Genomic DNA, 18,283 nt, shown 5'->3' with positions numbered 1-18,283 from the left:
CTTAACGCATTGAGGGCTTGCGGGGGTGTAGCCCGTTAAGACAATGCTAATACTTCGGGTATAAATATAAAATCGGGTATCTTGTAGTATATCAATTAAAATCTTCAAATTATGAGGTCAATCTGGAACGGCTCAATAAGTTTTGGTTTAGTGACTATCCCTATTAAAATGTACTCGGGCAGTGAAGAAAGGAAACTCGATCTCGATATGCTCGACAAGAATGACCACGCCAGGATACGATACAAACGAGTGAATGAAGTGACGGGTGAAGAAGTGGAGTGGAAGGATATTGTAAAGGGCTACTTAAAAGACGACTCTTATATTGTGCTGGAGAAAGAGGATTTTGACAAGGCCAATATGAAAAAATCCCGCACCATAGATATTGAAGAATTCATTGAAGAAAAGGATGTGGCCGATGTGCTCTTTAAAAAGCCGTATTTCCTGGAGCCTCAAAAGGATGGGGAGAAATCATATAATCTTTTAAAAGCTGCTTTGAAGGATACCGGCAAACTGGGCGTGGCCACTTTTGTAATGCGTGCCAAAGAGAACCTTAGCCTTGTTGGGGTATACAAAGACGCCCTCGTGTTGCATGTGATTAGGTTTGCTGATGAGATACGCGACCCTACCGAACTAAAACTCCCCGACACCAAAGTTTCCAAAAAGGAAATTGATATGGCCAAATCGCTCATTGAACAATATACTGAAGAATTCGATTTTGAAAAGTATAAAGATGTCTATAATGATCAACTCTTAAAGATCATTAAAGCGAAGAGCGGCGGTAAGAAAACCAAAACCGAAAAATTTGAGTCAAAAGCCACTCCTGCGACCGATCTTATGGCGCAGTTAAAGGCGAGTCTTGATAAAAAGAAGAAGAAAACTAAAGCTTCCTAATGGCACTTGACGAGTACATCAAAAAAAGAGATTTTCAGAAAACTCCCGAACCCGATGCTGCTTATGAAAAGAATGGAGGGAAGTTTAGGTTCGTGATTCAGCGGCACAGGGCAACCCGCCTGCATTACGACCTGCGCCTGGAAATGGAAGGCGTACTAAAGAGCTGGGCCGTACCCAAAGGCCCATCTATGAACCCTGCCGATAAGCGGCTGGCAATCATGACCGAAGACCACCCCATAAAATACCTCACTTTTAAAGGAACAATCCCTAAAGGGAATTATGGAGCAGGGGAGATGAGTATTTGGGATGAAGGTACTTATGAGGCATCTGGTGGCGGAGGCGAAGAAGACCTGCTTAAAATGCTGAAAAAGGGGGACCTTAAAATTACCTTTTTTGGCACCAAAATAAAAGGAACTTTTGCACTGGTGCATACCGGGCGAGGTGGTGAAAAAGACAATCAATGGTTGCTTATCAAGAAGGCTGACGATTTTTCTACAGATTTAAGTTATGATGCCGAAAACCTTAGTGAACACGCCAGTAAAGAGAAGGTAAAACAGCTTGAAGTAAATGAATTGATCAAGCCCATGCTTGCCACAAAAGCAAAGGAGATCTTTAATAAGGCCAACTGGATTTTTGAATTAAAGTGGGATGGATATCGCGCTTTGGCCAATATCCAAAAAGGGAAAGTGGACCTGTATTCCAGGAATGGTATTTCGTTTAAAGCCAAATTCAGGGAAATTTATGAGCAGCTAAAGAATATTCCGCATGATGCGGTGCTTGATGGGGAAATTGTGGCGCTCGATGGGGGTGGGAAACCCGTTTTTCAAAAACTTCAGAATTACCAGAAAGCACCTTCAGGAGAATTGCGATATTACGTTTTTGACCTGTTGCACCTTAACGGGCACAATGTTATGCACCTGCCACTTTCCGAAAGAAAAAGTTTAATTCAGGAAGTGATAGAAGATATTCCGCAGGTATATTACTGTGATCATGTAGAGAGCATGGGAAAAGCCTTTTTTGAGCAGGCAGTGGAAATGGGAATGGAAGGTGTGATTGCCAAAAAAGCTGATTCCCGGTACCTTCCAGGCTCCAGGAGTGATAAATGGCTAAAGATAAAAGCTTTTGAAAGCCAGGAAGCATTGATTTGCGGGTATACAGATTCAGATAAAGGAGGGCCGTTTGGATCTCTGATTTTGGGAATGCACCGAGATGAAGAGCTGGTTTATATTGGCAACTGCGGCACGGGTTTTAGTGAAGATGATAAAAAGGAACTTTTCGACAAATTCCAGGAGATGGTTACTAAGGCCATGCCTTTTAAGAAGAAGCCTTCCTTAAAAGGACGAAAGCCCACCTGGCTTACTCCGGAATTGATCTGTGAAGTCACTTTTTCTGAATGGACCCGCAGCGGACATATGCGACACCCTTCTTTTAAAGGACTGCGGATGGATAAACTTCCGAAGGAGATAACCAGGGAAAAAACTGCGGGAGTCCCTAAGCATAAGCCCACATCAAAAAAGGAAGGGAACACGCTGGATATTGGGGGCATATCTGTGCCCATTAGCAATCTTGATAAGGTTTACTGGCCAAAGTCGGGATTGAGAAAATACGATCTCATAGAATATTACCTGCAAATAAGTGATACGATTTTGCCATTTTTGAAGGACAGGCCGCAGAATCTACACCGGCATCCCAACGGCATCCTTGAAGAGGGATTCTACCAGAAAGATACAGCGGGTATTTTCCCACACTGGCTGGAATCTGCCAAAGTATTTTCAAAGCACAACAACCGCGAATTGGAGTACATTCTGTGCCAGAATGAAGCCAGTCTTATTTACATGGCTAATTTGGGGTGTATTGAGATCAATCCGTGGAACTCGAGGGTGCAGAACCTGCTTCACCCAGATTTTACGGTTATTGACATAGACCCTTCAGAAAAGAACACTTTTGAGCAGGTGATAGAAGTTGCACAGGCAGCGAAAGAAATTCTCGATAAGGCCAAAATACCTGGCTACCCCAAGACTTCAGGTTCAAGCGGGATCCACATTTATGTTCCGCTGGGCGCGAAATATACTTATGATGAAGCCCGGGATTTCACGAAGATTTTGTGCTATTTTATTCAGGAGAAACTTCCTGGTCTCACCTCAATGGAGCGCAATGTTAAAAAGCGGCAAGGCAAGATCTATTTGGATTTTCTTCAGAACAGAAAAGGGCAGACACTTGCTGCCCCATATTGTGCCCGTCCCAAACCGGGAGCAACGGTTTCGGCACCGCTTGAGTGGCATGAAGTGCAACCTGGTCTTGACATGAAAGATTTTACTATAAAAACCATGCCGGCCAGAATTCAGGAAAAACCTGATCTATTTAAACCAGTACTTGAAAAGGGCATTGATATAGAAAAGGCCATTGATGCACTTTCGGGCTAATTTTTACCATTCTCATCTTCGTCTTCCTCATTTTCGGTGCTGTGTTCGCTTTCGTTGAATTTGTTATTTAGAAAGTACTTGGGGCTTACACCATATTTTTCTTTGAATATCTTTGAAAAATAGCTTCGGTTGTTTAGCCCAATCTGGCCAACAATTTGTGATATGTTTTGATCTGATTCACTAAGCATTTCTTTTGCAGCTTCGAGCTTTACCTGTTGTACATATTTATTCACAGTGAGGTTGAACATGTACCTGAAACCTTCCTGTAATTTATTTACATTGGTTCCTACTTCTTTGGCCAGCTCATCAACAGAATAATTCTTATTGAGATCCTGATTGATCACGTCTACAGCTCTTTTGACTTTTTCTACATCGCTTCTTCTAAGCATGGTAGATTTGTTGTCGTTTTGCTGATCGTCTATGAACTGGCTTATTTGTTTGGTAAGCATTTCATAGGCTTTACCTTCTAAAAAGATGAAACGCAAAAAGCCGGTATGATCTTTTTTAGCGATGTCTTCTACGATATCGGCAGCTTGAATGCTGTAATTACCCTGGTAGAAGAAAAGCTCCTGGGCTACGTCATCTTGAAACAGCTGCTCCAGGCGTGGGCTGATATCTTTGTACCCAAAGTTCTTTCTTTTATTAAATTCTGCCCGAATGATCTCCAGGCTAAAAACATGCGAGGTCTCATTGGCTTTAAAATAAAGCACATGGCCGTTGTACCCGCTACTGGATACGATCACGTTTTGGTAGGTGTCTATGGTATGAATGTCTTCGTTTTCTTCAAAGGCGTGGTTTACCCTGCCTTCAGAACAAAATATGAACTTTAAAGGGTGCGTCTGGTTAATAGTGAAATGGATCTCCATATCCTTGTAAAAGGTTACATTGTATTCAATGATCCCTACACCCGAATCAAAACTGGTTCCTCTAATGAAACCCTGCCCAAGCTTTTCAGGAAGTTCTATGGTGAGTTCTCCCGCGTCTTTTTTAAGTGGAGTTCTAAATTGTTTGGATAAGCTTTCAATAATCTCTTCAACAGGAAGAGCTTTTACAAAAATTTCCATTTAATGGTTTTTTCTTTTTGGTCTTCAGTTTATTTTTAATTTACTCTAACAAATCCTTTTCGGATAATGTAAACTGCAAAAAATTGTAAAGGATTTATCTTAAAAATACCTGATTTTCTAAAATTATGTATTTAAAGTTGTGTTATAAGTTGTATAGGTTGTGCTAATAACGGTAACCTTTAACAGTGCTTTAAGGTACATTTGGTTTTTTGGATTCAACGAGACTCCACAAAACATTACTATATGGGGTTATTTTATTTGATATTGGGACTCGAGATCCTGGGAGTTTTATTGGTCAGTGCTTTCTTGATTCGAAAGGTCTATAACTTATACCGTGACAAAAGAGAGCGGAAACGCGACTGATTCTAAAACCTCTTCCCCTTTTTTTCTTACCACACTCTTCATTTGCAGCCTCTGTTTGAGGGATGTATCTTTGTGAAAATTTTAGATATGGAAAGTGTAGATGCACTAAAGTGGCGATACGCAGCAAAGAAATTTGATCCTGAAAGACTACTTCCGGCCGGGAAGATAGAAATACTTAAAAATGCTTTTAACCTGACTGCTACCTCTTACGGGCTCCAGCCTCTTAAATTGGTGATGGTGCAAAATAAGGATGTGCAGGAGAAGCTGATGAAAGCTTCTTATAATCAAAAGCAGGTAAACACCGCCTCTCATGTGCTGGTTATTTGCATTGAACGTACCGTGAACAAAGCTTTTATTGAAAACTACTTTAAGACGGTTCAGGATGTGCGAAAAACTCCTGATGAGATACTGCATCCTTTTAAAGAATCACTTGTAGGAGATTTTGAACAAAAGCCTGTTAGCGAAGTAAAAATATGGGCCACTCACCAGGCTTATCTTGTACTTGGTACTTTGCTAACCGTTTGTGCAGTAGAAAAAATCGATTCCTGCCCTATGGAAGGTTTTGAACCGCATGAATACAACAAGATCCTTGAGCTTGAAAAATACGGTCTTGAAGCAGTACTTGCCTTACCTGTGGGTTACCGCGCTCAAGATGATCTTTTTGCTTCCCTTAAAAAAGTGAGAAGACCACTGGAAGACACTATTATTGAAATTTAATATTTTACGTACTCGATAATTTCGAGTCCGTATCCTATCATTCCCACGCGTTTTGTCTGTTTTGTATTAGATAAGAGACGGAGTTTGTGGATTTCAAGATCATGAAGGATCTGGGCTCCAATTCCGAAGTCTTTAGAATCCATCACAAGGGGAGGGGCTTTCATTTCTCCCATTTTTTGAAGGTCTTTAAGCTCGCCAAGTCTTTTAAGTAAATTGAGGGACTGGCTTTCCTGGTTAATAAAGACAATAGCTCCTTTTCCTTCCTCGTTTATTGCCTTGAACATGTAATCTAGCTTCTTGTCGGCATCATTTGTAAGGGTGCCTAAAATGTCATTATTGACGAGCGTTGAATTCATGCGTACCAGTACCGGATCTGAAGATTTCCAGGCGCCTTTGGAAAGTGCAATATGCACCTGCTTATTTGTGGTTTGTTGGTAAGCTCTTAACCTAAATGTTCCAAAGCGGGTGTTGATATCAAAATCTTCCTTTTTGGTAATAAGAGAATCGTGCTGCATCCTATAAGCTACAAGATCTTCAATAGACACTACCTTAAGGTCGAATTTTTTAGCTACCTCCAGGAGCTGCGGTAGCCGTGCCATAGAACCGTCTTCATTCATGATCTCTACAATAACCCCGGCAGGAGGAAAGCCTGCCAGCCTTGCAAAGTCAATAGCAGCTTCGGTATGGCCTGTACGTCTTAATACGCCTCCTTCTTTAGCTTTAAGCGGAAAAATATGTCCGGGACGGCTAAGGTCGAAAGGTTTGGTGTCGGGATCAATAAGGGCTTTTACAGTCTCTGCTCTGTCTGATGCCGAAATTCCTGTGGTTACTCCTTTTCCTTTAAGATCTACAGAAATTGTAAAAGCAGTTTCCATAGGATCTGTGCTGTTGCCAACCATCATTTCAAGTTGCAGCTCTTTACAACGCTTCTCGGTAATAGGGGCGCAAATGAGACCCCGCCCATGAGTAGCCATAAAGTTGATCATTTCGGGGGTTACTTTGGAAGCAGCAGCCAGAAAATCTCCTTCATTTTCACGATCTTCATCGTCAACAACAATGATCACCTTACCGGCTCTAATGTCATCAATAGCTTCTTTAATAGTATGTAGTTGAAAGGAAGTTTCAGTAATCATAGATGTGCAGTATTATTGCCGGTAAAGATATTAATCCTTTTGGGAACGACCCATAATGTGCGTTCTTTTCAGCAACTTTTTAATAGGCTCAAAGAGAATGCTAAAGCTGAATAATCCCTGGTCTGTAGTTGCTCTATAGGTGAGAAATATTCCTAAAGGGAGCATAATAAGGGTAGAAAGCCAGGTTCCCAGGAATGGACTAATCTGCCCTTCTTCGGCACTGTTCTTGGCAAAGATCCCAATAAAGTGATAGGTGAGGAACAGCAGCACGGCTATTACCATGGGCAATCCCATTCCTCCTTTTCTAATGATGGCTCCCAGTGGCGCACCTACAAAGAAAAGAACAATACAGGCAAAGCCAAGCACATATTTCTCGTGTAGGGCGATCTCAAATTTATTAAGGCGTTTTGAAGCCTGTAATAGTTCTGTTCGCTTACCAACCACCGTAACCAGTGCACCATTTACATTGCCCAGCGCGAGGTTAACAATCTGCGAGGCCTCATGGGTTTCATAGAGTGGTAGAATTCCTTTTTCGGGTTCAATAACCGTATCTTCTGTGGCAGTGTTTTCTCTCTTGAGATTTTCGACCCCTGTGCGGCTGTACATATTTCTTGAAAAAGATTCCAGGTCCTCATTATAGGAAGTAGAGAAAGAATCTATAGTTCGGGTGAGTTCTGAGATCTTTAGCATATTATGGGAGTTGCTGTAGTTCTCCTCATCAAGGTCTATGTCGTTAAACCCTGAAAGATCCATGTTGATCACGTACTCTTCAAAATAGCTTTTTGCAAAAGGCTTTTTCTGCCTGTCGCGAGGAGAATCGGGAATAATCTCATCGTAGTAGTTACCATCCTTCAGGATCAAACTTAAAACATTTGAGCCTGTGCTTCCTACCAATTCTCCTTCCGTAGCTTTTATTACGGTGTAATTTCCGGGGCGGCGCTCGTTCTTTTTATGAATAATGACATCTTTAAGATACTGGCCTCGTTCTCCAGATTTTTCTTCAACTTTAATATTGATCTGCCCCAGGTCGTTGAATACTCCTTCAGAAATAGCCATTGCGGGCTTCAACTGGGCAATGTTCCTCCTCAGGTTTATAGATTTATACTCGGCAGCAGGAATCACATTATTGGAAAAGAAAAAGGCGGTAATACTTACCAGTAAGATGAAAAAAGTAAGTGGCCGCATTGCCCGCTGTAAAGATATTCCTGCCGATTTCATTGCTGCGAATTCATAATTTTCGGCAAAATTCCCAAAGGTCATGATGGAAGTAAGCAGAATGGTAAGCGGCAGTACCAGCGGTACCAGCTTCGGACTAAAGTATAACAGGAATTTAAAGATGACCTCGGCATCGAGGTCTTTACCTGCCAGCTCCCCAATGTACAGCCAGATGGTTTGTAATACAAATATGAACATGAGTATTACAAAGACCGAAAAGAACGTTCTTAGGTAGCTGGTAAGTATGTACCTGTCTAGTATTTTCAATTACTTAGTCTAACCGGTTAATATAATAATCTTTATACCTGCTTTCCTTGAACTGGAACAATGACTGGGGCAGGGGTTGATTGGTCTTGAAACTGTTTACTGTAATAGTGATCTTGGTGCCATTGTCCTGCGTTTGGATCATGTTATAGATGTGCTTTGTTTGTTTGTCAATGCCAAGGTGGATTTCTTTAATCTCGGCGTTGGAATCTATAGGTGTAAGCTTCACATACTGAATTTTACGTCCCTTAAGATCCTGTACAGGGCCCATTTCTGTTTTGTACCCGTTGTTGTAAAAGGTCAGCATTTTAGACGGACTAATATCCTGGTCGTCCTCCGGATTATGAGAGGAAATGTTGATTTCTTCATCTTCGGGGATGATGGTGTACAATTTTGCTCCGTCAAATAACCGGGTGGTTCCCATAATGTTGAGCAGGTATTTTTCACCTTCCAGGCTTACATCTCCACGGGTTTCGTGCTTTACATTCTCGGCAGTATTTTCAAGTCCATATTTGAACTCAATAACTATGTTTTCATAAGATTCTACCTTCGAGGAAACTTCGCTGAGCAATTGTTTGGCTTCTTTAGACGATTGGGCATTTCCTGCCATAAAAGTCATTATTGCCGCTACTACTAAAATTATTTTTTTCATTTTCTTATGTGGTTATACTATTCTTCATTTAACAGCTGGTTCAGGCCTTCCAGATCCTGCACCAGTACTTGTCGTGCCTTGCTGCCCTCAAAGGATCCCACGACTCCGGCTGCCTCCAGTTGATCAATGATCCTACCTGCGCGATTATACCCCAGTTTCAATTTTCTCTGAAGTAAAGATGCCGATCCCTGTTGTGCAATCACTATGACTTCGGCAGCTTCGCGGAAGAGGTTGTCCCGGTCGCTTACGTCAATATCAAGAGATGTGCCACTTTCCTCTCCACTGTATTCGGGGAGGTGATAAGCATCGGCATAAGCCTTTTGCGATCCAATGAATTCGGTGATCTTATCTACCTCGGGAGTGTCAACAAAAGCACATTGTAACCTGAGTAGCGTGTTGCCCTGGGTGAATAGCATATCTCCCTTTCCAATAAGTTGATCGGCCCCCTGGCTGTCGAGAATAGTACGTGAATCTATCTTTGAAGTTACCCTGAAAGCTATACGGGCAGGGAAGTTTGCTTTGATGATCCCCGTAATTACGTTCACCGAAGGCCGCTGGGTAGCAATGATCAAATGTATACCAATAGCCCGTGCCAACTGGGCCAGTCTTGCTATTGGAGCTTCAACTTCTTTACCGGCCGTCATAATAAGATCGGCAAATTCGTCTACCACCAGTACAATATAAGGCAGAAATTTATGGCCGTTCTCGGGGTTCAGTTTTCTAGCCTTGAACTTTACATTGTACTCTTTTATATTCCTTACCATGGCGTCTTTAAGCAACTCGTACCGGTTGTCCATCTCAATACACAACGAATTGAGGGTATTGATCACCTTGGTGTTATCTGTAATTATAGCTTCGTCGGTATCGGGAAGCTTCGCGAGGTAATGTCTTTCTATTTTATTAAAGAGCGTTAATTCTACCTTTTTTGGATCTACCAGAATAAACTTCACCTCTGCAGGATGCTTGCTGTAAAGAAGGGAAGTAAGAATAGCGTTAAGCCCAACAGATTTACCCTGGCCTGTAGCTCCTGCCATAAGCAGGTGAGGCATTTTAGCAAGGTCAACCACAAAGGTCTCGTTCGAGATCGTTTTACCCAAAGCCATTGGCAGTTCCATTTCGGCATTTTGAAACCGGGGGGAGGCTATTACGCTTCTCATGGAAACCATGGTGGAATTCTTATTTGGAACTTCAATACCAATAGTTCCCTTTCCCGGAATTGGGGCAATGATCCTGATGCCTAAAGCTGAAAGGGAAAGTGCAATATCGTCTTCAAGGCTCTTGATCTTCGAAATCCTTATTCCTGCCTCGGGGATGATCTCGTATAGCGTCACGGTAGGGCCAACAGTAGCCTTGATTTGCGCAATATCAATCTTGTAATTTTTGAGGGTATCAACAATCCTGTTCTTGTTCTCCTCAAGTTCTTCCTGGTTAATGGTAATACCGCCGCCATTGGCGTTGTGATCTTTGAGAAGTTCAATGGTAGGGAACTGGTAATTCTTAAGTTCAAGAGTTGGGTCAAACTCGCCATAATCTTCTACCAGTTTACGGCTCAGGTTATCGTCAAGTTCTTCTTCCTCGTGCGCCGTTTCAACTTCCATCGCCACGTCATCGGGGTTTTCTTCTGAACGGATTACAACTTTTTCGGGAGCGGGTTGTGGAGGTGTTGGTTTTTCTGCTTCAGGCGTTGCAGGCTTTGGCTGTTCTGCCTGTTTGTGTTGGGGTGCCGGTTTGGTTGCTTCTGAAGTATTTTTTGATCCGAAGTCTTCAGAAACAGAAGAAGACGTCTGGAAATCTTCTGAAATATTTTCTTTAGTTCTTTTTAAAGCTGAAATCAACTTTTCGGGAGTAATTTTTAGCCTTATCACCATGTATGCGATGAACAAGAATGAAAGCAGGAGTACTGTACCGGTAAAGCCCAGGTAATCCTGAAGGTAATCATTTATTTCGTAACCCACGGTACCACCAAGCAGGGCATTAGATTCAGCAAAGAATCCCAGGAAAACCGAAACCCAGATCATCACCAGAAGGCCCCAGAACCAAAACCGGAACAAAGCTTTTTTGTTAAGGCTCATAAAATAGTAGATCCCCGTGGTAATAGTGAGAAAAGCAAATGCAAAGGCTGCAATACCAAAGCCTTCATAAATAAAGAAGTTGCTTATAGCGGCCCCAAACTTGCTGAGAAGGTTTTTTGTTTCAACTTCACGGTTGCCTAGCTGTGAAAGGGTACTTTGATCTACCTGCCAGTTAAAAAGAAAAGAGGTAAAGGCAATTAACAGCGCAAGGCCAAAAAAGATCAAAAAGCTTCCCAATAGCACCTTTCCCTTAGGGGAAAGCCTTAACGAGGACTTCGAAAAAGAGGATTTTGAAGAAGATTTTTTGACAGCTTTTCTTTTAGCCATAGTAGAACTGAAGGTTTGGGCGCAAAAATACAAATTAGTGCCAGCTAATATAAAGAAAAGGTAAAATCTATTTTAAAGAAGTTTTGTTAGCGGCAGATCACCGAATAAGTTTTGCTTTAATCCCGACCCTCTAAAAAATGTTTCTCAAAAATGCCATTTTTGGAAGGTATCGGGTGTGAGGGATCTATTGCCTGCGCTTTCAGCTTAAATGAAATTCGATAAGTCTAGACGGTATAAAAGATATAGGGGATATATATAATGAGCCCAACGGCCACGGCTGCTATGGCGGCAAAGAAAACAGCTCCTGCCGCAACGTCTTTTATGCGTCCTATTTTTACGTGATAATCGGCATGTACAAAGTCGGCAATGTTCTCAATGGCAGTGTTTACACCTTCGGTGGCCATTACCAGCCCAATGGCAAAGATTTGCATGACCCATTCAGTCGGGGTAATTCCGAAGAAAAACCCCGCAATGGTCATAATCACGGCAATAACAAACTGCACCTGTATACTGGGTTCATGGCGCAGTAGCAGCCACGCACCTTTTATTGCATAACCACCTCCTTTGATTCGGCCGGTGATGAAATTATACATTATAACAAGGGTTTAAGAGCTTCCAGGTAGTTAGGCTCATCTTCAATCTTATCTACCTGTTCGGTGTGGAGAATCTTTCCGTTCTCATCGAGCACAATAACTACGCGTGACAATAATCCTTCCATAGGGCCATCTATGATCTCGAGGCCGTAATCTTTTCCGAAGTTGCGTTCCCTGAAGTCTGAAAGGTTTATTCCGTTAGAAATTTCATTGACTTTCCTGAACCGCTCCTGGGCAAATGGCAGGTCGCGGGAAATATTTAGTACCACTACGTTCTCAAGATCGGCTGCACGTTCACTAAAGTTATTTACCGAGGTGGCGCAAACGTTGGTGTCAATACTTGGGAATATATTCATGATCACCCGCTTACCCTTAAAATCCTGAAGGGTGGCAACGCTGAGGTCTGATTTTAATAATTCAAAATGCGGAGCTCTTTCCCCTTTTTCGGGCAGGTGGCCATAAGTAGTAATAGGTTTTCCTTTATGCGTTATTTGTGACATATCGACTTTTCTTAGGTTGAGCTACTAAAATTAAAATTTTGGGGATGGTATTTTACTAAAATTGTCATAAAACAAAAAGGCTGCCTCAAAAACGAGAGACAGCCTTTATTATCTATGTATTGTGCGGGTCTATTTATCTATAGAACTCAACACTTTTTTCATGAAGTTGTTTGCCGCATCTCTTTCGGGCATTCCTTCATCTATCATATTCTGAACTTCAAGAGCACCGCAAATGTTGCTGATCAACTCTCCAATCACATCCATTTCTTCCTCACTCACCGACCTGTGGTCGCAGAACGATTCTAAAACTTCAAGCGTGTTTTCAAGCTTTTCTTTATCGTTGTTCTTTTGCAGGTGTCTAATTACTGGTAACTTCATTAACTAGGTCTTTTAAAAGTTCAAATTTGTTGGTTTGCACCTGGTTTACAAATGCACCGTTTTTAAAAGTGGCAAAAGTTGGCAAATTGTCTACTTTGGCCATTTTCCTTGATTCAGGATTCTTTTCGGCATCAACCAGGAGAAAAGTTGCATTTTCGTTTTCGGCAGCAAGCTTCTTGAACTTGGGCTTCATTACCCTGCAGTTACCGCACCATCCGGCCATGTACTGTACAACTACAGTTTCATTATCGGCAACTACTTCCGCCAAATTATCTTCAGTCAATTCTCTCATTGTAATGCGTTTTTTAGTTAGAGCTTAGGTAAGATGCTACTCCCTTACGGTTTGCACTCATTGCATCTTTTCCTTCTTCCCAGTTTGCAGGACATACCTCACCTTTTTCCTGTACGTGAGTGTAAGCATCGATCAAACGGATGAATTCTTTTACGTTTCTACCAAGTGGCATGTGGTTAATACCTTCGTGGAATACTGTTCCTTCTTCGTCAATAAGGTAAGTAGCACGGTAAGTTACGTTATCACCTTCTACAGTGTAGATACCGGTTTCTTCGTTGTAGCTCTCGTTTGTAATGTCAAGGATGCCAAGTTGGTTAGCAAGGTTCCTGTTAGAGTCAGCAAGGATTGGGTAGGTAACACCTTCAATTCCTCCGTCGTCTTTTGGAGTATTTAACCAGGCAAAGTGAACCTCTGGAGTATCACATGAAGCACCAATTACCATTACATTTCTTTTTTCAAACTCAGCAAGAGCTTCCTGAAATGCGTGTAGTTCTGTAGGGCAAACAAAGGTGAAATCTTTTGGGTACCAAAAAAGCAAAACTTTTTTTCCGTTATTTTTAGCTTCTTCGAATACGTTGATCTTAAAAGTATCACCCATATCGTTCATAGCGTTTACTTCTAAGTTTGGAAATTTTTTTCCTACTAATGCCATAGTATTTTAAGTTTTTATTATTGATTTAATTCGAGTGCAAAGATAAAAACAAAGAGCGGCCTTACTAAGGCCGCAAATCTTTATTTTTTATTTTGTTATAGGTTTTTCTAATGCAAATATTCTTGTTGTATAACTTATTGTTATTGAGCTGTTGCTTTGTCTGCGAGCTGTCGTATTTTAATGTTGAAAGCTGCATAGAATAAGGTCATGAATGGGCTCAGGTAGTTAAAAATAGCATAAACAAAGTAAGAAGCTACCGGCACTCCAAGCACCCCGCTGTGATAGGCGCCACAGGTATTCCACGGAATAAGTACAGAGGTAACGGTACCCGAATCTTCTAACGACCGACTAAGGTTCTCTGGTGCCAGGCCTTTATCGCGGTAAGCTTTGGCAAACATTTTTCCCGGTACCACAATAGCCAAATACTGGTCAGATGCTGTGGCGTTAAGCGTAATACAGCTAAAGACGGTGCTGGCAAAAAGCCCGAAAGTAGTGTGGAACAGGTTAAGAAGGGCTTTACTAATAGTAGCAAGAGCGCCAATGGCATCCATGATCCCACCAAAGACCATGGCGCAGATGATAAGCCAGATGGTTCCCAGCATTCCATACATTCCTCCCGAAGAGAAAAGATCGTTGAGTTGGGCGTTATCTGTAGTGATTGAAGTGTCTATGGTTATTGAATTCATGAGTCCCACATAAGCCGCTTCAAACGAAAGGTGCTCATAACCAGATACTGCAGTTACCACCTCTGGCTGAAAGATCAATGCTGCAGCAGCACCCAGCAGCGTCCCAAGAAGCAGGGCGATGAGGGGAGACGTTTTCATGACGATGAGTACGATTACCAGTACAGGTACTGCAAACAGCCAGGGGCTGATATTAAACGCGCTGTCAATAGACGCCAGAATGGCGCTTGTATCTGCAGTTCCTGATGGTTCTACTGTAAATCCAAGAATTATGAAAACAATAATAGTGATCGCGATGGTGGGTACCGTCGTGAGGGTCATGTATCGTATGTGAGTAAATAGATCTGTCCCGGCCATGGCAGGGGCGAGGTTAGTGGTATCACTAAGGGGCGACATCTTATCTCCAAAATATGCACCCGAAAGTATCGCACCGGCAGTCATTCCTACCGAGATACCCAGAGCTTCGGCAATTCCTATTAATGCAATCCCTACAGTCGCCGAAGTGGTCCAGCTACTTCCGGTGGCCACAGAGATCACCGAACAAATGACCACGGTTGCTGCCAGAAAAATGGTAGGATTGAGTATCTGTAATCCGTAGTAGATCATCGTGGGGATAATTCCACTAATAAGCCAGGTGCCTGCCAAAGAGCCTACCATAAGCAGGATAAGGATTGCACCGGTGGTAGATTTAATATTATTGGCCACCTCCTCAATCATGGTGTCGAACTTCACCTTGTTGAACATTCCAACTATGGCCGCAACCGCTGCTCCCAATAGAAGGATGAACTGGTTGGAACCGCTAAGGGAGTCGTCTCCATAAACAAAAACGTTGTACGCCAGCATTCCAACTAAGGCAAATACAGGAAACAATGCTTCCCAAATATTCAACTCACGATTTTCAAGAACTTTTGTGTCTTTGATGAATTTTTCGTCTTCCATTTAAGGGGGTGTAAATTTTTGAATGCGTAATGTTACGATTTTTCGTTAAAAGTCAAAAGGTGAGACTTCAATACTTGGCTATGAAAATACCCTTTTGAACAGAAAAAAACAATTTGTATAGCTTCTGAACAATCTGCAGTTAAAATAAAAAAGCGGAAACTTCAATTTGAAATTTCCGCTTTTGTTTAATTTATATGAGATATTTTATCCTAATTCAAGTGCAATTTCCACCATTCCTTTAAAAGTGCTTTCGCGTTCTTCGGTAGTGGTTTTTTCTTTCGTCACCAAAGAGTCAGATATGGTAAGAAGAGAAAGGGCGTTTACCCCGTGTTTAGCTGCAATTGTATACAAGCCAGAGGATTCCATTTCTACACAAAGCACCCCGAAATTAGACCACATTTGATAAGATTCAAATTCATCGGCGTAGAATTCATCGCTGGTAAGTACATTCCCTGCCTTTACCTCGATGTTCTTTTCTTTTGCTTTTTCAATAGCCTGCTGAAAGAGACTGAAACTTGCAGTAGGTGCAAAATCGGCTCCCTGAAATCTATACTGATTAATTCCTGAAGTTGATGAAGCCGCCATGGCAATAACGATATCACGAAGCTTCACACTTTTTTGATAAGACCCGGCGCTACCAACTCTAATGAGGTTTTTTACACCAAATTCATTGATCAATTCGTGAGCATAAATGGAAATTGAAGGTACACCCATCCCGGTTCCCTGAACCGAAATCTTTCGTCCTTTATAAGTACCTGTGTACCCAAACATGTTGCGTACCTGGTTGTAACAATTTACGTCTTCAAGATAAGTTTCTGCAATCCATTTTGCTCTTAATGGATCTCCTGGTAATAATACTGTTTCTGCTATATCGCCTTTTTTGGCGCCAATGTGTATGCTCATTTTTTTAATTCCTTTACAATTGATATTCCCGAAGAAGTTCCTATTCTTTCTACTCCTGCTTCAATGAAAGACAAAGTGGTGTCAAGGTTCTTTATACCTCCCGATGCTTTTAATTTTGCCTTCCCTTCAACAGCTTTTTTCATTAACTCAATATTTTCGAGTCGGGCGCCGTCATTGCCAAATCCGGTAGAGGTTTTTACAAAATCGGCTTTTGCTTTTACAGCAATTTCGCTGGCCAAAACAATTTCCTGGGGAGTGAGGTAACAAGTCTCAATAATTACTTTGAGAACTTTATCGCCTACGGTCTTTTTAATTTCGGCGATCTCTTCTTCTACTTGTTTAAAGTTTTTGGACTTCAGTTCCCCAATATTGATCACCATGTCAACCTCTTCAGCGCCATCTTTGAGAGCTTGTTGGGTCTCAAATACTTTGGCGGCAGTAGACATAGCTCCCAAAGGAAAACCTACCACGGTACAAACTTTTACATCAGTTCCTTCAAGTTCTTTTTTAGCAAGAGGCACAAAACCGCTGTTCACGCAAACCGAGAAAAAATTGTACTCTTTAGCTTCTTTACATAGCTCCACAATATCCTCACTGGTAGCTGTTGCTTTAAGAATAGTGTGATCTATGTACCTGTTAATCTCTATCATGAATATTTATTTAAAACAAAAATGTGACAAAAATGTCGGTCATTATATGATGAGGGTCACCGTATGTGCGGTCACCTGTCTCACCGGCAAAACCTCACAAATATAAAGATTCAAACTCGCTTTAAGTCTAATTGTTGATAAAATGTAAGGTTCCAAAAATGGCATTTTTGGAACCTTATATAGAAATATTATTTCCTAAGATATTTACTTCGGAAGTATTTTAAAGCGCTATTTAGTTTGTTGCTGCTTCCGAAGGTTTCAGGATACCGACTTTTTCCATGCATTCCCTCATCATCCTGTAAGTGCGCTCAACATCATTGTCAAGACCAATAGAGAATCTTATGATTCCGTCTGAAAGTCCCATTTCTTTTTGCTCTTCTTCAGGAATTTCAGAAGAAGTTGAGGTTCCGGGGGCACTAAACAGGGTTTTGTAGAACCCGAGGCTTACTGCAAGGTAGCCCAGGTTTTTTTCCTGCATCATTTCCATAAGGGCATTGGCTTTATCAAGGGAACCGGCATCTACAACCAACATTCCTCCGTAACCGTACTCCTTATTCATCATGCTTTTGTACATCTCATGCCCCGGATGGCTTTTTAGACCGGGATATACGGTTCTAAGGCCGTCCTGCTCAAATTTTTCGGCAAGAAAAAGGGCATTGTGACTGTGTTGTTTCATCCTGATGTGCAGGGTACGCAGGTTCTTTAGAATAGAAGCAGCCCGCATAGAATCCATCGTTGGGCCCAGCAGCATACTGGCACCATCGTTCACACTTCTAAGTTCGTTGATAAATTCCTGGGTTCCGCAAACCACGCCCCCAACAGTATCGCTGGAGCCGTTAATGAATTTGGTAAGGCTGTGAATCACCACATCGGCACCCATGGTTGCAGGAGAGATGGCCAGGGGCGAAAAAGTGTTGTCTACCACGAATTTAAGTCCGTGTTTTTTTGCTATTTCTGAAAGTCCTTTAAGATCGGCTACTTCCAATAAAGGGTTACTTACGGCTTCACAGTAAATTACCTTAGTGTCTTTGGTTATTGCAGCTTCTACCTTTTCTAAATTGGTGATATCAACAAAAGAAGTAGTGATGTTTAAACGGGGTGCAAAGTTCTTGAGGAAGGCGTAGGTCCCGCCGTAAATGGTGCGGCTGGAAATAATGTGATCTCCTGCCTGGCACAGTTGTAGTAAAACCGGGGTGATAGCGCCCATTCCACTAGCTGCCACGTTTGCAGCCTCGGTACCTTCCATAGCCGCAAGTGCTTCGCCCAAATATAAATTGGAAGGGGAGGAGTGACGGGAATATAAATAACAACCTTCGGCGTTACCTTCAAAGGTGTCAAACATTGTCTTTGCTGAAAGGAAGGTGTAAGTAGAAGAATCGGAAATACTCGGGTTTACCCCTCCAAATTCTCCAAAGTACTGCAGGTCCTGTATCTTATCTGCCGGTTTAAATTTCATGATGTTTATATTTTTATTCTATCCAAAGAAAAGAAATTTCAGAAATAAAATCAACGATGATGCTCCTGCACAGAATATTTATCTGCCAAAAATGACATTTTTAGATAATATTTCAG

17 protein-coding genes are annotated in these 18,283 nt (G+C 41.8%); 3 read left to right on the top strand and 14 right to left on the bottom strand.

What is annotated here, in order from left to right:
• The first annotated feature begins 111 nt into the window (after positions 1 to 111).
• Together ku and ligD are read left to right on the top strand one after the other, a co-directional pair.
• Positions 112 to 891 (top strand): non-homologous end joining protein Ku, encoded by a 780-nt coding sequence (ku, locus tag OQ279_RS06340; protein WP_266069015.1) that lies wholly within the window; start codon positions 112 to 114, stop codon positions 889 to 891.
• Positions 891 to 3,314 carry a DNA ligase D gene (ligD, locus tag OQ279_RS06335; protein WP_266069013.1) on the top strand — a complete coding sequence of 808 codons (2,424 nt, stop codon included), beginning with the start codon at positions 891 to 893 and terminating at the stop codon, positions 3,312 to 3,314. Before ku ends, ligD begins: the two co-directional genes overlap by 1 nt.
• Here ligD and OQ279_RS06330 read toward each other — a convergent pair.
• The gene (locus OQ279_RS06330; RefSeq protein ID WP_266069011.1) at positions 3,311 to 4,378 is read right to left on the bottom strand and encodes a helix-turn-helix domain-containing protein; all 1,068 of its coding nucleotides are present in this window, start codon (positions 4,376 to 4,378) and stop codon (positions 3,311 to 3,313) included. The genes ligD and OQ279_RS06330 overlap by 4 nt on opposite strands.
• Before the next feature lie 450 nt (positions 4,379 to 4,828).
• Here OQ279_RS06330 and OQ279_RS06325 point away from each other — a divergent pair, with 450 nt between their 5' ends.
• Positions 4,829 to 5,458: an NAD(P)H-dependent oxidoreductase gene (locus tag OQ279_RS06325; protein WP_266069009.1), complete on the top strand. Its 630-nt coding sequence runs from the start codon at positions 4,829 to 4,831 to the stop codon at positions 5,456 to 5,458.
• Here the strand turns inward: OQ279_RS06325 and ribB are convergent.
• From ribB to OQ279_RS06260, 13 genes are all read right to left on the bottom strand, one after another.
• The gene (gene ribB / locus OQ279_RS06320) at positions 5,455 to 6,591 is read right to left on the bottom strand and encodes a 3,4-dihydroxy-2-butanone-4-phosphate synthase (RefSeq protein ID WP_266069007.1); all 1,137 of its coding nucleotides are present in this window, start codon (positions 6,589 to 6,591) and stop codon (positions 5,455 to 5,457) included. The two genes, OQ279_RS06325 and ribB, sit on opposite strands and share 4 nt — an antisense overlap.
• A 30-nt stretch (positions 6,592 to 6,621) precedes the next feature.
• The gene (locus OQ279_RS06315) at positions 6,622 to 8,073 is read right to left on the bottom strand and encodes an LptF/LptG family permease (protein WP_266069006.1); all 1,452 of its coding nucleotides are present in this window, start codon (positions 8,071 to 8,073) and stop codon (positions 6,622 to 6,624) included.
• Positions 8,074 to 8,077: 4 nt separating this feature from the next.
• Complete coding sequence (gene lolA1, locus OQ279_RS06310) at positions 8,078 to 8,722, bottom strand: outer membrane lipoprotein periplasmic chaperone LolA1 (RefSeq protein WP_266069005.1); 645 nt, start codon at positions 8,720 to 8,722, stop codon at positions 8,078 to 8,080.
• A 17-nt stretch (positions 8,723 to 8,739) separates the two neighbouring features.
• Positions 8,740 to 11,121, bottom strand: coding sequence for an FtsK/SpoIIIE family DNA translocase (locus OQ279_RS06305; protein ID WP_266069003.1), 2,382 nt, complete (start codon positions 11,119 to 11,121; stop codon positions 8,740 to 8,742).
• Between the two features lie 224 nt (positions 11,122 to 11,345).
• Positions 11,346 to 11,714, bottom strand: a complete 369-nt coding sequence (locus OQ279_RS06300) for a diacylglycerol kinase (RefSeq protein WP_266069002.1) — start codon at positions 11,712 to 11,714, stop codon at positions 11,346 to 11,348.
• The gene (gene tpx / locus OQ279_RS06295; RefSeq protein ID WP_266069001.1) at positions 11,714 to 12,214 is read right to left on the bottom strand and encodes a thiol peroxidase; all 501 of its coding nucleotides are present in this window, start codon (positions 12,212 to 12,214) and stop codon (positions 11,714 to 11,716) included. Before tpx ends, OQ279_RS06300 begins: the two co-directional genes overlap by 1 nt.
• Positions 12,215 to 12,343: 129 nt before the next feature.
• Entirely contained in the window at positions 12,344 to 12,592 is a 249-nt protein-coding gene (locus OQ279_RS06290; protein ID WP_266069000.1) for a DUF6952 family protein, read from the bottom strand.
• A complete protein-coding gene (locus OQ279_RS06285; protein ID WP_266068999.1) occupies positions 12,573 to 12,884 on the bottom strand; it encodes a thioredoxin family protein in 312 nt (103 codons plus the stop codon). Before OQ279_RS06285 ends, OQ279_RS06290 begins: the two co-directional genes overlap by 20 nt.
• Before the next feature lie 13 nt (positions 12,885 to 12,897).
• Positions 12,898 to 13,536 (bottom strand): peroxiredoxin, encoded by a 639-nt coding sequence (locus tag OQ279_RS06280; protein ID WP_266068998.1) that lies wholly within the window; start codon positions 13,534 to 13,536, stop codon positions 12,898 to 12,900.
• 140 nt (positions 13,537 to 13,676) lie between these two features.
• On the bottom strand, positions 13,677 to 15,158 hold the full coding sequence (gene nhaC / locus OQ279_RS06275; protein ID WP_266068997.1) for a Na+/H+ antiporter NhaC: 1,482 nt from the start codon (positions 15,156 to 15,158) through the stop codon (positions 13,677 to 13,679).
• A 204-nt stretch (positions 15,159 to 15,362) separates the two neighbouring features.
• Entirely contained in the window at positions 15,363 to 16,061 is a 699-nt protein-coding gene (gene deoD / locus OQ279_RS06270; RefSeq protein WP_266068996.1) for a purine-nucleoside phosphorylase, read from the bottom strand.
• Positions 16,058 to 16,708, bottom strand: a complete 651-nt coding sequence (gene deoC / locus OQ279_RS06265) for a deoxyribose-phosphate aldolase (protein WP_266069072.1) — start codon at positions 16,706 to 16,708, stop codon at positions 16,058 to 16,060. The genes deoD and deoC overlap by 4 nt, the downstream gene beginning before the upstream one ends.
• 235 nt (positions 16,709 to 16,943) lie before the next feature.
• Positions 16,944 to 18,167 carry an aminotransferase class V-fold PLP-dependent enzyme gene (locus OQ279_RS06260; protein ID WP_266068995.1) on the bottom strand — a complete coding sequence of 408 codons (1,224 nt, stop codon included), beginning with the start codon at positions 18,165 to 18,167 and terminating at the stop codon, positions 16,944 to 16,946.
• Between the last annotated feature and the right edge of the window lie 116 nt (positions 18,168 to 18,283).

Origin of the sequence: Salinimicrobium profundisediminis, assembly GCF_026241755.1 — a bacterium.
Taxonomy (GTDB): domain Bacteria; phylum Bacteroidota; class Bacteroidia; order Flavobacteriales; family Flavobacteriaceae; genus Salinimicrobium; species Salinimicrobium profundisediminis.
Note: the sequence above shows the minus strand (reverse complement) of the source record. Positions and strands in the feature narration are given on the sequence as shown.

Bases quoted from the DNA above. Each gene is read 5' to 3' on its own strand.
- OQ279_RS06330 (WP_266069011.1), bottom strand. From the start codon at position 4,378: ATGGAAATTTTTGTAAAAGCTCTTCCTGTTGAAGAGATTATTGAAAGC.
- OQ279_RS06280 (WP_266068998.1), bottom strand. From the start codon at position 13,536: ATGGCATTAGTAGGAAAAAAATTTCCAAACTTAGAAGTAAACGCTATG.
- OQ279_RS06325 (WP_266069009.1), top strand. From the start codon at position 4,829: ATGGAAAGTGTAGATGCACTAAAGTGGCGATACGCAGCAAAGAAATTT.
- nhaC (WP_266068997.1), bottom strand. From the start codon at position 15,158: ATGGAAGACGAAAAATTCATCAAAGACACAAAAGTTCTTGAAAATCGT.
- tpx (WP_266069001.1), bottom strand. From the start codon at position 12,214: ATGTCACAAATAACGCATAAAGGAAAACCTATTACTACTTATGGCCAC.
- ligD (WP_266069013.1), top strand. From the start codon at position 891: ATGGCACTTGACGAGTACATCAAAAAAAGAGATTTTCAGAAAACTCCC.
- deoD (WP_266068996.1), bottom strand. From the start codon at position 16,061: ATGAGCATACACATTGGCGCCAAAAAAGGCGATATAGCAGAAACAGTA.
- ku (WP_266069015.1), top strand. From the start codon at position 112: ATGAGGTCAATCTGGAACGGCTCAATAAGTTTTGGTTTAGTGACTATC.
- OQ279_RS06285 (WP_266068999.1), bottom strand. From the start codon at position 12,884: ATGAGAGAATTGACTGAAGATAATTTGGCGGAAGTAGTTGCCGATAAT.
- OQ279_RS06305 (WP_266069003.1), bottom strand. From the start codon at position 11,121: ATGGCTAAAAGAAAAGCTGTCAAAAAATCTTCTTCAAAATCCTCTTTT.
- lolA1 (WP_266069005.1), bottom strand. From the start codon at position 8,722: ATGAAAAAAATAATTTTAGTAGTAGCGGCAATAATGACTTTTATGGCA.
- OQ279_RS06260 (WP_266068995.1), bottom strand. From the start codon at position 18,167: ATGAAATTTAAACCGGCAGATAAGATACAGGACCTGCAGTACTTTGGA.
- ribB (WP_266069007.1), bottom strand. From the start codon at position 6,591: ATGATTACTGAAACTTCCTTTCAACTACATACTATTAAAGAAGCTATT.
- OQ279_RS06290 (WP_266069000.1), bottom strand. From the start codon at position 12,592: ATGAAGTTACCAGTAATTAGACACCTGCAAAAGAACAACGATAAAGAA.
- OQ279_RS06300 (WP_266069002.1), bottom strand. From the start codon at position 11,714: ATGTATAATTTCATCACCGGCCGAATCAAAGGAGGTGGTTATGCAATA.